Below are 12,878 nucleotides of genomic sequence, written 5' to 3' on the forward strand. Positions count from 1 at the left end.
GCGCTGCGCGGCTCAGTTGGAGGCCAGCGGCGCCACGACACCCAGGACGGCCCGTGCTGCCTCGGCCGGACGGGTGCGCGTGAAGTAGTGGCCGCCGTCGGCCAGCTCGTGCAGGTCCACGTGCTCGGCCAGGAGCAGCCAGTCCCGGTAGTGGTGGGCGTGGCCGGCCGTGTGCGGATCGTCGGCGGCGACGACCACCGAGACCGGCGCGGACAGCTTCACCGGCGGCGGCCCGTCCAGCGCGGCGCAGAAATAGCGGTGCGCGGACACACAGTCGTGCCGGTAGGCGGCACCGATGTGCTCGGCGTGCTGAGCGTTCAGTTCCGCGAGTTCCGTGTAGCCGCTGTCCGAGGTCAGCCGCGCGGCGATCTCCGCGTTGCTCCGGCTCGTCAGTTCGCCGACGGCGGCGTGCCGGTCGGCGGCGGTGCCGAGCAACTGCGCGCCGAGGAACACGCGCGGTACCTCCACACCCTGCTCCTGGAGTCTCCTGGCCGTCTCCAACGCCGGTGCGGTGCCCGACGAGTGGCCCCAGAGCACGACCCGGGCCAGGCCGCGCGCGGTGATCTCGGCGGCGACCCGCTCCGCCACCTGCGCGATCGACGCGAACGGCTCGGGGTGGGACGCCAGGTCGTGACCGGGCAGGTCCACCGCGAGGACCGCCATGCCGTGGCCCGCCAACGCGCTCGCCATCGGCTGGTAGTTGACCGCGTTGCCGCCCGCGTAGGGGAAGCACACCAGCGCGCACCGAGGCGCACCGCCCGCTGCCGACAGCGGCTGGAGCAGCTCCGGGTGGGGCCGGGGCGTGCCGTCGAGGAGGGCGGCCAGGTCGGCGAGTACCGGGTGCCGGGTGATGTCCTTGAGGGACACCGCGCGGTCCAGCGCGATGGTGAGTTTGACCGCCGTCAGGGAGGTGCCCCCGGCGTCGAAGAAGTGGTCCTCGCGGCCGATCCGGTGCTCGGGGACGCCCAGCAGATCCGCCCAGGCGGCCGCCAGCCTCCGCTCGGTCGGGGTGAGCGGGACGCTCTCGTCCGCGCCGGCCACGGAGGGTTCCGGCTGCGTGGCCAGGGCGGTGAGCGCCTTCCGGTCGATCTTGCCGTTTGCGGTCAGCGGCAGGCCGGCCTGCCAGTGGAAGGCCGAGGGGATCATGTAGCCGGGCAGTACCGCACCCAGCGCCTCGCGCAGCCGGTCCGCGTCCAGGCGCCGGCCCGTGTAGAAGGCGATCAGATGCTTGCTCCGGCCGGCCCGCTCGGCGACGACCACCGCACCGTCCCGCACCCCGGCCACCCGCAGCAGGGCGTTCTCGATCTCGCCGATCTCGATACGGAAGCCGCGGATCTTGACCTGGTTGTCCCGGCGGCCGAGGAACTCCAGCTTGCCGCCCGGGTGCCAGCGCCCCCAGTCACCCCCGAGGTAGAGCCGCTCACCGGGACGGAACGGGTCCTCGCGATAGGCCTCACGGGTCCGCTCGGGATCGTTGACGTACCCACGGCCCACGCAGACACCGGAGAAGGCGATCAGCCCCGGGGCGCCCAGCGGCACCAACGACAGATGCTCGTCCACGACATGGACGTGCACGTTGTTGACCGCACGCCCCAGCAGAACGCGCTCCGGGACCGCGTCCATGACCTCGTGATTGGTGTCGTCCGAAGTCTCGGTCAGTCCATAGGCGTTGACCAGCCTGATCCCCGGCTGGATCGCGAACCACCGCTGGACCAGCTCCCGTTTCAGCGCCTCACCGGTCACCGACACACAGCGCAGGTCCGGCAACGCGCGCGGGTGCCGCTCCAGATACGAGACCACGACCTCCAGATAGGAGGGCACGACCTGCGCCACACCGGCCCGGCCGCGGACCAGCGTGTCCACGAACCGCTCCACGTCCACGATCACGTCCTGGCCGACCAGCAGCGTCCGCCCGCCCACCAGCAGCGAGGACACCAGCTGCCACAGCGAGATGTCGAAGCACTGCGGGGCGGTCTGCGCCACCACACTGCCCTCGCCGATCCCCAAGTCGTCGATCTTGGCGTGGAGATGGTTGAGCATGCCCGCGTGCTCGCACATCGCCCCCTTCGGCTCGCCGGTGGAGCCGGACGTGAAGTAGATGTAGGCCAGCTGGCCGGCGTCGACCCGCACTCCGACGTCACCGTCGGCGTGCCCTTCCGCGTACGCCCCCTCGATCAGCAGCTTCTCGACCCCGGGCAGGGTGGCCAGGGCCTGGTCGAGCGTGTGGGCGCTGCCGGACTCGGTCAGGACCAGCCGGCACCCCGCGCGCGACAGCGTCGCCGCGACACGGTCGGCGGGAAAGTGCGGCTCGATCGGCAGGTAGGCGCCGCCCGCCTTGAACACCGCCAAGGTCGCGGCCATCCAGTCGAGATGGCGTTCGGTGACCACGGCCACCACGTCTTCCCGGCCCAGCCCCCGCGCCAGCAGCGCCCGCGCCAACCGGTTCGCGCGCGCGTTGAGTTCTCCGTACGTCCACTGCTGCTCGCCGTACACGGCCGCCACCGCTTCCGGATGCGCCCGTACCCGCTGCTCGAACAGTTCGTGCGCCCGCGCGTCGGGCAGCACCCGGCGGGGCCCGGCCAGCCCTTCCAGCTGTTCCTGCACTTCGTCGGCGGACAGCAGACTCTGCCGTGCGTGCTCGGCGTCCACGTCGGCCGTCATCAGCCGCAGCGCCGTCAGGTGATAGCCGCCGATCCGGGCCGCACTCGTGGCGTCCAGGACGTCGGTACGGTACCGGAGCCGCAGCCTCAGCCGCCCGTCCCGGTCGGACCAGTGCACGTGCAGGACACCGTCGTCGGCCACCGTGTTCTCGGCCCCGCCCCGGGGACCGAACACGACCTCGTACGACGGCTGTGCCACCTCCAGCTCCCGGCGCAGGTCGTCCACCGGGAACTCCCGGTGCGCCAACAGCTCCGCCTCGGCGTGCTGAGCGGCCGCCACCAGTGCGCGCCAGGCCCCGGGGGGAACCGTCAGCCGGCAGGGCAGCGGCTCGCCCCGCACCCCGGCGGCGTACCCCGTCACCACGTCCTGCTCGCCGGACAGCGCGGCCAGCACCTTGGCGTGCGCGGCCAGCAGCAGCGCGCTGACCGGTACGCCCAGCTGCCGCACCAGCCCACGGGCCGCGTCCGCCACGTCGTCCGGCACCGACACCTCGTGCTCGGCCGCTCCGGGAACCGGCTCCCGAACCCAGCGTGGCACCGTGGTGGTACCGCCGGCGGTCAGCACGCGGCTCCAGAACTCCCGGTCCGCTTCCAGGTGGGTTTCCATCGAATGGCCTTCCTCAACTCAGGGTCGCCGCAGAGGCGTCGGCCGAAGAGGGTGATGTCGTCCGGTCGCTGCCGCTGAGCTGTTCGGCGGCATCGGGCATGTCCACGGCGGGATTGCCGCCCCACCGTGCGCGTGCGGGGACCTCCTCGCCCTTCATGAGGAAGGAGTCGGGTGCCAGCACGGCGCCGTCGCCCATCGTCACGCCGTAGTGCACATGGGCGCCGACGCCCAGCGTGCAGCCGGCGCCGAGCGTGGTGCCGTCGGACTTGAAGGTGCCGTCCTCCTGCGAGTGGCACTGGATCTTGCTCCCGGCGTTGAGGGTGCAGTCGTCGCCGATGGTGGTGAGGGACCGCTCCGTCAGGTAGCAGCCGTCGTCCAACACCCTGCTGCCGATGCGTACGCCCAGCAGCCGCCAGACCAGGCTCTTGAACGGGGTTCCGTTGAAGATGTTGAGGTACTGGTCCGGCACCTTCCACAGGCGCTCGTGCCACCAGAAGTAGGGGTCGTAAATGGAGCACAACTGGGGGCGCAGCGCACGGAACCTGGTGATGCAGCGCTCCAGCAGGACGTAGTAGAGGGTGGAGAACCCGAGCGTGAGTGCCAGATAGGTGGCGATCACCACGTGGCCGAGCACGCCGTAGAGGTCGACGGACGCGAGCCCGAATGCCGTGAGCACAAAGGTGTGCAGCCATCTCACGAACAGATGGAGGACCATCGAGCGGAGGTTGTAGCGGTTCTTCGCGGCGAGACGGCCATGGAACGTCTCTCCGGTCCTGAGGTCGTCGAACCGTGAGTCGCGCTCCACCGACCGGGGAATCTCGAAGCAGGGCGAGCCGAGGAGCCCTACGCCTTCGCGGACCTCACCGTCGAGGGGAATCATCACCTTCGTCGCGAGCAGGCAGTTGTCACCTGTCCTGCCGCCCGTGGGATAGGCGATGTTGTTCCCGAGGAAGTTGTGCGGTCCGATCGATGCCCGGGACACCCGGAACGACGTACTGGAGAAGTCCGCGTTCACGATGGAGAGCCCGTCGGCCACCATCGTGCCGCTGCCGACGGAGACCAGATACGGGGTCTCGTGCTGCACCTCGGTACCGAAGTTCGACCCGGTCTGCTCGACGCGGGACAGGTCGTATCCGAGGGCGTGAAGGTAGTACACGATGTAGGAGCTGTCACCGAAGAGCCACTTGAAGAACTTGATGTTCGTCATGCGCGACGTTGCCTGGTGCAGCGCGTACTGGAATCCGTAGAGCGGATAGACCCGGTCGGGCTTGACGGCCAGACTCACCAGACGCGGAACGGTGAACAGGGCGGCGAGGCCCAGGACCAGGAAGCCGAGGAACAGGGCGAGGGACAGGGACAGCGAGTCGGAGATCAGTTCCGCCCACGTGAGTGAGGTCGTGTCCGGGCCGAGTCGCTTGCCGATCGCCGGGATCGCGTTGAACAGCATGTACAGCCCGCCGACGGCCAGCGGTATGTACAGGAAGAACAGCTGGAGCAGGCTGACGAGGCCGAACCAGGTCCGGCGCAAAGTGCCGCACTTCGCCGGCGCGACCCTGATGTAGTCGATCTCCGTGGGCAGGGCCGGGGTCCCGTGCCAGTGCTCGCCGTCCGGGACCGCCTGGCCGCGGTACAGGGCGGACGAGTGCCCCAGTTGGGCTCCGTCGCCCATCGACGTGTCGATGTCGAGGACGGTCTTCTCCCCGATGAACACGTCCCGGCCGAGTGTGACCCGGCCGGTCTGGATACGACCGGCGTGGGCCCGGTAGCCGAGGAAGAACGACTCCTTGCGGATCACCGCACCGTCGCCGATCGTGAGCAGGTCGGTGCAGACCGGGACGGAGTGGGAGAGGATCGTGACTCCCTTGCCGATGCGCGCGCCGAGTGCCCGAAGGTAGAGCACGTACAGCGGATTGCCGGCGAAGAGAATCATCGGATTGCCGTGGAGCAGCACCTTCACGAACCAGAAGCGCAGATAGGCGAGACTCCAGACAGGGATTTCCGTCTGTTTCCAGCGGCCTATGAGGATCCATTTGGCGAAGACCGGGAACATGCACAGGGCCACGAACCCGATGCCCCCGAAGAACAGGGACCGCAGATAGATGTGGACCAGGCCCGAGCCGGCGGCAATCCACTCGTAGCCCCGGGCGGTGACAAAGCCGGCGACCAGGGAGTATCCCAGGAAAATCAGCAGCTGGAACGCCCCGCAGAGCACATGGTTCGGTCTGCGCGTCGCCGTCGTTGTCGGCTGTGCCGGCGGTGGCGTCGGTTGCGATGAAGCGGCGGGAGCGGGAGTGGCTTCCGCGAGAGCCGCGGTCAGGCTCCGGATCGTGGGGTGCCGGTAGATGTCCTTCATGGACGCCGACGGCAGATCCGGTATTTTCCTGACCCGCGCACAGAACTGGGCCATCACCAAGGAATTGGCACCGAGATCGGTGAAGAAGTGGCTGTCGAGCGGAACCTGTTCGACGCACGAGACGTCGGCCAGTATTCCCGCGAGCCTTTTCTCGGTATCTGTCCTCGTCGGGCCGGAACCGCTCTGCCTGGCGGCGACTGCTTCGTCCGGCCCGGATATATGGACCTCTGAGGACTGCTCCACCATGCGATCTCCCGGAACGTCTGGATCGGGCGGGTGCTTGCTGATCACGAACCGCCGGGTTCAGTTTCGGTCGGCCACCGTGAGGTTGCCACTTCGAATCGACCACCGTTCGAGCGCGGAATGCCCGATGGCCCCGTGTTCCCTGGCTCCCCGCAGCACGGGGGCGCATTACGGATCACCCGAATGGAGGCCGTTCCCGAAGGGCCGGACAAGCTGCCGGCGCCGACTTCCGGACGCGGAAAAGACGCGGAAAAAGGGACGGTGCCGGGCGTCCCCTCCCGGCACCGTCCCGGACCGTGTGCCGCTCAGGACACGGTCCGTCTGAGGGTGAAGCGTCAGGCGACGTCCGCGCGCTCCTTCTCGGCCTCCACGGCCTTCTCCTGGCGGTGCTCGGCGCCGGATTTACGGCCGGGCAGGACGGCCAGGACGATCATGGCGCCGGCGGTCATGATGATCCCGCCGACGAGGCTGGTCTGGGCGACACCGTGGGCGAAGGACTCGTGCACCGCGTCCACCAGGGCCTGGGCCTGCTGAGGGCCGCCGGACGGGCTCTTCGCGACCTGGCCGGCGACCGCGAGGCCGGCCCCCACGGACTCCTTGGCGCTGTCCAGCGCGGCGGCCGGGAGATGGCCGCCGACCAGGTCGCCCAGCTTGTCCTTGTAGGCGGTGCCCAGCAGCGAGCCCAGGATGGCGATGCCGAGGGAGCCGCCCAGCTCCAGGGAGGTGTCGTTGGCGCCGCCGCCGACACCCAGTTCGGACTCGGGGAAGGAGCCCATGATCGTGTCGGTGGCGGGGGAGACGCTCAGCCCGATTGCGAAGCCGAGCAGCAGCAGCGAGGGCAGGAAGTCGGTGTACGCCGAGCCCTGGTCGATCCGGGTGAGCAGGAACACGGCCACGGTGCCGATGACCATGCCGGGCACGACCATGGCCTTCACTCCGAGCTTCGGGGTCAGCCGGCCGGTCACCGCGGCGCCGACGAAGACCGCACCGGCCAGCGGCAGCAGGCGCACACCGGTCTCCAGCGCGTCGTAACCGAGGACGAACTGCAGGAACTGCGTGGAGTAGTAGATCGATCCGAAGGCGCCGAAGAAGAAGAACAGAACCGCGATCATCGAGCCGCTGAAGGGACGCAGCCGGAACTTGCGGACGTCCAGCATCGGGCTCGGGTGCTTCAGCTCCCACACGGTGAAGGCCACGAAGCCCAGACCGGCGACCACGGCCGCGGTGACGGGACCGGTGCCCCAGCCGAAGTGCGGGCCCTCGATGATGGCGTACACCAGGGAGCCGACGGAGACCATCGACAGCAGACCGCCCACGTAGTCGATCCCGCCCATGCCCGCCGCCTTCGACGGCGGCACCAGCACGAGCGCGCCGACGACGGCGACGACGGCGATCGGCACGTTGATCAGGAAGGTCGAGCCCCACGCGTGGTCCCGCAGCAGCCATCCGGCGACCAGCGGGCCGACGGCGATGGCGAGGCCCGAGGTGGCCGTCCAGGCGGTGATGGCGCGGGCCCGCTCCCGCTTCGGGAAGATCGCCACCAGCAGGGAGAGCGTGGCCGGCATGACCACGGCCGCGCCGACGCCCATGATCGCTCGGGCGGAGATGACCAGGTCGGTCTGGTCGACCTGGCTGCCCATCACCGAGCCGCCCGCGAAGATCAGCAGGCCCGTGACGAGGGCGCCCCGGCGGCTGTACTTGTCGCCGATCGAGCCGAGTACGAGCATCAGCGCGGCGTAGGGGACGGTGTAGCCGTCGATGACCCACTGCAGGTCGCTGCTGCTGAGCTGCAGGTCCTTGGTCATGTCGGGGGCGGCCACGATCAGGGACGTGTTGGCCATGACCACGATCAGCAGACTCAGGCACAGCACGACCAGCGCGAACCAGCGCCGGGGATAGGGCCCGGTCATCTTCTCGACCGGTGTCTGGGCGAAGAGCGGCATCACAAACTCCTAGGGGTGAAGCGGCAGCCTCGGGGTGGGGTGGCAGAAGCGGTGCGGGGTGCGGGGTGCGACCCCGGGCACTGTGGGCACTGTGGGGCAGTTAATTGCCCAACGATGTGCAGACTAGTTTGTTGCTCGTCCATGTGCAAGTATTACTTGCCCAACGATGTGCAATAGGGCGATGCCCCCCGCCGACCGGAGGTCCCGACGTGATCGACCGACCCGACCTGTCCGGCCACCGACGCCGGACGCTCACCACGAGAACCCGCATCCTGGAAGCGGCCCGACAGCAGCTGGGGCGGGACCCCGAGAGCAGCCTGGGCGACATCGCCGAGGCCGCCGGCGTGGCCCGGCGTACCGTCTACGGGCACTTCGGCGGCCGGTCCGCGCTCGTCGAGGGGCTCGTCGAGGACGCGGCGAAGGCGCTGCGGGACGCGCTCAACGGGATCGCGCTCCCGATACCGGACGCGGTCACCGCCCTGGCGCGCTTCGTGCTGACGCTCTGGCCGATCGGCGACCGCTACCGCATGCTGCTGCGCCTCGCCCCCCAGGACCTGGCCCCCGAACACGTGGACTGCGTCCTCGGCCCCGCCCGCGCCACCGCGACCGCGATCATCGCCGCGGGTCAGCGGCAGGGCGTCTTTCACACCGACGTTCCGGAGACCGCGCTCAGCCGCGCCCTGGAGGCCTACGTCCTGGCGCTGCTCGACTGCGTCAACAACGGCACGTGGTCCGACGACGGCACGCACACCGCGGCCGCCGCCCTCATCGCCGTGGGAGTCGACCGTGACCTCGCCGCAGCGCACGTCGACCGGCTCCGTCAGCCCGAGCCCATCGGCGCCTGAGCGCCCTCATCCCCTGGAGGAAACCCGTGTCCCAGTCCTCGTACGACACCCAACCCGCCTATGGCGACGGCTCCGTGTACATCAGCCCCCCGCCCCCCGGGCGCCGCCGCAGGATCGTGATCGTCGCCACCGCGTCCCTGGCGGCACTGGTCCTGACCGGCGTCACGGCCGACCGGTTCGTCGCGGGCCGCGTGGAGAGTCGTACGGCCAGGGCGTTCCAGGACGGCATGGACACCCCGAACCGCCCCTCGGTGCACGTCAGCGGCTTCCCGGTACTCACCCAGCTGGCCTCCGGCACCCTGCGGCACGTGGACATCACCGCCCACGACATCCCCGCGCACGGCTCGACGCGGCCCCTGCCGATCACCCGACTCACCCTCGGCATCGACGACCTGAAGACCTCCGGCGACGCCGACGAGGCCCATGCGCGCGCCGTGGAGGCGACCGCGTTCCTCTCGTACGAGGACCTGTCCGACGCGCTCGGCCTGCGACTCTCCCCGGACTCCGAGCCGGGCCGGGTCCGGGCGACCGTCGCCCTCCCCCTGGGCGGTCAGGCCACCGTGAGCACGGCCGTCTCGGCGGTCTCAGGCAACCGCATCGCGTTCACGGACTTCCGTGTCGCCGAGGGAGTCCTGCCCGGCCCGGCGAAGGCCCTGCTCGACAGGATCTTCGCGGCCCCGATCCCGCTGCGGAACATCCCCGAGGGCCTCCACCTGCGGTCTCTCACGCCGACGGCGAGCGGTGTCGCCGCGCGCTTCACCGGTCGCACGGTCACCTTCCGACCGGACGCCTCGCAAGCGTGACTAACCCTCGTCGGAGCCCTCGTCGCGTACCTCCGCGGCGACCGCCTCGACCACGTCGACCGCCTGCCGCTCCGGTACGCCCGCCGCGACCAGCGTGGCGACAGCCGACCGGGTGCCGTCGTCCTCCCACGCCCCCGCGTTGACGCTCTCCAGCAGGGACAGGGTCAGGGCCTCCAGGCCGGCGTTCAGCACGGCCGGCGGCAGGTGGTCGTGGAAGACGCCCTGCCGCTGTCCGTGCTCCAGGATGACCGCGGCCTCCTCGCGGGCCGGGGACAGCACCTCGGACACCCGCTCCATGCCCAGGTCCTGACGGGCCAGCGCCAGCAGCAGGCGGTAGCGGTCGCCCACGGGCCAGATCGCGAGGACGAAGCGGGCCAGCGCGCGCTCGGGCGGCTCCGCCGCGCCGGGCTGCCGTGCGACGGCGGCCTGCAGGGCCTCGGCGGCCTCCTCGGCGAGCGCCTCGACCAGGGCCGCGCGCCCGGGGAAGTGCCCGAACACCGTACGGCGCACCACGCCCGCGGCCCGGGCGATCTCCTCCAGGGTGGCATCGGGGTTCCGGCCCAGTTCCTGCCGGGCGGTGGCCAGGATCCGGGCCCGGTTGGACCGGGCGTTGCTCCGGATCGGGGCGCGGACCACGGGCTTCGATGCCACGACACAACCTCACGGACTGACAGCGGTGCACTTACGGCGACTCATCCTGCCATGGCCGAAAGCACCTGCCCGGTCGGGACGGGCAGGTCAGGTACCGAGCCGTGGATCCCTGCCGATGACCGGCTCGGTGTGCTCGACGGCGAAGGCGTGGACGGCCGTCATGACCGTGTGCTGGTCGGCGACCAGGCCGGCGACGGCCGTGGACGCCAGGATGTCGTCCACGGCCGCGCGGTCGGCGGTTCCGAGCACGACGCATCCGTGGTAGCGCCGGAACGGCGGGTTGTCGTGCGAGACGCCGGGTGTGGGGTGCGCGAGCGGGGACCAGCGCAGGAAGGCGTACGTGCGCAGATCGCCTGCACCGGCCTGATGGAGCGCGGGACCGATGCGGTGGTGGACGTACCGGTGGAACGCGCGGCGGCTCACTCCGCGACGCCGGCGCAGCAGCAGCACCGTGCGGTGGCCGACGCCCGGGTCATGGCCGTCGGTCCACCAGCGGCCTCCCCGGGGGCCGGTGAGGTTGCCGAGCACCCGGGCGAAGACGTTCTGTTCGTCGAGATAGACCTCCCGCATGTGGACGGGGGCGGTGAGGACGGCGGCCACGCCGGTCATGCGGGCTTCGGCGATACCGTCGCAGCGCCAGGTCGCGGGAACGGCGGTGCCCACCGTGGGGGACGACGGCCAGTAGCCGTGATCCGTGGGCGAGAAGTGGTGCTGGCGGTATTCGACGAGGCCCGGCAGCTGCGACACGATCCGCGCGTGCGGCTCTTTCCAGTACTGGAGAGCGGCTGCCCTCGTCAGGTCCTCGCGGAGCCAGACCGGGAAGATCCCGGACATGGTCGGCTCGGGGGTCATGCGTGCTCCATCGGTCGCGTGTTCTCTGCCCGTTGCCGGCTGTCAGTCGTCGGGGATGCCGGCACCGCTGAGCGCCGGGACGGCGATCTCCGGGCGGCCCAGGGAGCGGGCGCCGAGCCGGAACTGGTCGAGTTTGTCGATGATCGTCCGGCCGACGGGCGTGTGGCCCCAGATGCTGATGCCCTGGTGGGTGGAGGGCTGCCAGGTGCTCTCGTCGATGACGATCGGGTTCCAGCCGACCTCCCACTCGAAGCCCGAGGGCGTGCGGGCGTAGTACGACAGCTCCTTGTCGTTGGTGTGCTGACCCACGGACAGGGCCATGTCGAAGCCGAGTTCGTGCACGCGCCGGTAGCTCTGCGCCAGGTCGTCGAGGGACGCGGCCTGGATGTTGAGATGCTGTACGCGCGTGCGGACCGGGTCGATGGGCAGGCCGCGGACGGCGGCGATCGCGATCGAGTGGTGGCGTTCGTTGACGCGCAGGAACCGGATCTTGAGCTTGACGCCGCTGATGGTCTCGTCGATGTAGTCGGTGAGGCGGGCCTCGAAGACCGTGTTGAAGTAGCCGCGCATCAGGGCGGGTCTGGCTGAGGTGATGGCGACGTGGCCCATGCCCGCGTCGCCGGTGACGAACCCGGACGCGAGCATCCGCAGGGGCTGCGCCGACTTCAGCGCGGTGGTGTAGATCTCCTGGGTGATGCCCTTGGGGCCGGGGAAGCGCAGCAGGCGTTCCACGCCGCGCAACTCCGCCTCTTCTTCGGTGCCTTCGAGAACGGGGACACCGTGGGCACGGATGCGCGCCTCGATCCGCTCGAAGCTGCTGTGGTCGTCGATGTGCCAGCCGGTCGCCACGACGTCCTCGGCGGGGCCGCGCCGCAGCAGGAAGCGGCACTCCTGGTCGTCCAGGCGGAAGCGCACGCATCCGGTGTCGAGGTCGTCACGGTGCATGCCGATGGCGTCGGTGCCGAAGCGGCGCCAGTCGGCGAAGCGGTTGGTCTCGATGACGATGTAGCCGAGGTGGACGGCGCCGAAGACGGAGGCGGTGTTCATCGGCGGCCCGCCAGGAAGTCGGCGCACAGCCGGTTGAACAGCTCAGCGCGCTCGAACTGCACCCAGTGGCCCGTGTTGGCGGCCACGTACAGATCGCAGTTGGGCAGCCGCTCGGCCAGCATCCGGCCGCCGCTCGGCCGGTTGACCTTGTCCGCCGCGCCCCACAGCACCAGGGTGGGCACGGGCAGCCTGGACAGGCGGTCGTCGCGGGTGAAGTCCATCTTCCACAGGGTGCGCAGGGCGTCCGGGCCGGACGGGCGGCGCAGTGGCGGGGCCGCGACGACCTCAGGGTCGATGCTGTCCCGGTAGCGGGCGTCGATGACGCTGTCCGGCACGTCGGCGGCGTTGAAGACGAGGTAGGTGCGGATGAACTTCTCCAGCTTCGGCCGTGAAGGGCCGTCCCCGGAGTAGTAGTTGAGCAGGCTGTTGAGGCCCGGGGTGGGCAGGGCGCGGGTGGTGCCGATGCCGCCGGGGCCCATCAGCACCATGCGCTCGACCCGGTCGGGGGTGTCCAGCGCGAGGCGCAGGGCGCAGGCGCCGCCGTAGGAGTTCCCGACCAAGTGGGTCTTGTCCAGGCCGAGTTCGTCGATCAGGCCGCGGATGCCGTCGGCGAGGTAGCCGAACGGGTCGGCGCCGTCCATGCCTTTGGTGCTGCGGCCGTAGCCGGGCAGGTCGGGGACGATGACCCGGTACTCCTTCGCCAACGCGGCGATGTTCCGGGCGTAGTTGGAGACACCGGAGGCACCGGGGCCGCCGCCGTGCAGCAGCAGGAGGGGCGGTCCGTCGCCGGTCTCCGCCACGAAGATCTTCTTGCCCGCGACGTCGATCAGCGACTCCTGCATCGAGGGTGGCTGGGTGTGTGTGGTCATGCTGG

9 protein-coding genes are annotated in these 12,878 nt (G+C 70.3%); 2 read left to right on the forward strand and 7 right to left on the reverse strand.

What is annotated here, in order from left to right; all coding sequences use genetic code 11:
* Positions 1-12: 12 nt before the first annotated feature.
* From CRP49_RS31360 to CRP49_RS31370, 3 genes are all read right to left on the reverse strand, one after another.
* Positions 13-3,267: a non-ribosomal peptide synthetase gene (locus tag CRP49_RS31360; protein ID WP_097256373.1), complete on the reverse strand. Its 3,255-nt coding sequence runs from the start codon at positions 3,265-3,267 to the stop codon at positions 13-15.
* A 13-nt stretch (positions 3,268-3,280) separates the two neighbouring features.
* On the reverse strand, positions 3,281-5,866 hold the full coding sequence (locus CRP49_RS31365; protein ID WP_097256374.1) for a Pls/PosA family non-ribosomal peptide synthetase: 2,586 nt from the start codon (positions 5,864-5,866) through the stop codon (positions 3,281-3,283).
* A gap of 332 nt (positions 5,867-6,198) precedes the next feature.
* Positions 6,199-7,806: an MFS transporter gene (locus CRP49_RS31370; protein ID WP_097256375.1), complete on the reverse strand. Its 1,608-nt coding sequence runs from the start codon at positions 7,804-7,806 to the stop codon at positions 6,199-6,201.
* A gap of 209 nt (positions 7,807-8,015) precedes the next feature.
* Between CRP49_RS31370 and CRP49_RS31375 the strand changes: the two genes are divergently transcribed.
* A complete protein-coding gene (locus tag CRP49_RS31375) occupies positions 8,016-8,651 on the forward strand; it encodes a TetR/AcrR family transcriptional regulator (RefSeq protein ID WP_257033543.1) in 636 nt (211 codons plus the stop codon).
* Positions 8,652-8,677: 26 nt separating this feature from the next.
* Entirely contained in the window at positions 8,678-9,454 is a 777-nt protein-coding gene (locus CRP49_RS31380; protein WP_257033544.1) for a DUF2993 domain-containing protein, read from the forward strand.
* Here CRP49_RS31380 and CRP49_RS31385 read toward each other — a convergent pair whose 3' ends face one another.
* The 4 genes from CRP49_RS31385 to CRP49_RS31400 all read right to left on the reverse strand — a co-directional run bounded on the left by CRP49_RS31385 (position 9,455) and on the right by CRP49_RS31400 (position 12,873).
* Positions 9,455-10,105 (reverse strand): TetR/AcrR family transcriptional regulator, encoded by a 651-nt coding sequence (locus CRP49_RS31385; RefSeq protein WP_097256376.1) that lies wholly within the window; start codon positions 10,103-10,105, stop codon positions 9,455-9,457.
* 87 nt (positions 10,106-10,192) lie between these two features.
* Positions 10,193-10,957 carry a strictosidine synthase gene (locus CRP49_RS31390; RefSeq protein WP_097256377.1) on the reverse strand — a complete coding sequence of 255 codons (765 nt, stop codon included), beginning with the start codon at positions 10,955-10,957 and terminating at the stop codon, positions 10,193-10,195.
* A 42-nt stretch (positions 10,958-10,999) separates the two neighbouring features.
* Positions 11,000-12,004 carry a VOC family protein gene (locus CRP49_RS31395; protein ID WP_097256378.1) on the reverse strand — a complete coding sequence of 335 codons (1,005 nt, stop codon included), beginning with the start codon at positions 12,002-12,004 and terminating at the stop codon, positions 11,000-11,002.
* Positions 12,001-12,873: an alpha/beta fold hydrolase gene (locus CRP49_RS31400; RefSeq protein WP_097256379.1), complete on the reverse strand. Its 873-nt coding sequence runs from the start codon at positions 12,871-12,873 to the stop codon at positions 12,001-12,003. Before CRP49_RS31400 ends, CRP49_RS31395 begins: the two co-directional genes overlap by 4 nt.
* Positions 12,874-12,878: the final 5 nt, after the last annotated feature.

This window comes from Streptomyces sp. Ag109_G2-15, from assembly GCF_900215565.1.
Taxonomy (GTDB): domain Bacteria; phylum Actinomycetota; class Actinomycetes; order Streptomycetales; family Streptomycetaceae; genus Streptomyces; species Streptomyces diastatochromogenes.

What these genes read in the sequence shown, in the direction of transcription:
- CRP49_RS31360 (WP_097256373.1), bottom strand. Translation starts at nt 3,267, where the DNA reads ATGGAAACCCACCTGGAAGCGGACCGGGAGTTCTGGAGCCGCGTGCTG.
- CRP49_RS31365 (WP_097256374.1), bottom strand. Translation starts at nt 5,866, where the DNA reads ATGGTGGAGCAGTCCTCAGAGGTCCATATATCCGGGCCGGACGAAGCA.
- CRP49_RS31370 (WP_097256375.1), bottom strand. Translation starts at nt 7,806, where the DNA reads ATGCCGCTCTTCGCCCAGACACCGGTCGAGAAGATGACCGGGCCCTAT.
- CRP49_RS31390 (WP_097256377.1), bottom strand. Translation starts at nt 10,957, where the DNA reads ATGACCCCCGAGCCGACCATGTCCGGGATCTTCCCGGTCTGGCTCCGC.
- CRP49_RS31395 (WP_097256378.1), bottom strand. Translation starts at nt 12,004, where the DNA reads ATGAACACCGCCTCCGTCTTCGGCGCCGTCCACCTCGGCTACATCGTC.
- CRP49_RS31400 (WP_097256379.1), bottom strand. Translation starts at nt 12,873, where the DNA reads ATGACCACACACACCCAGCCACCCTCGATGCAGGAGTCGCTGATCGAC.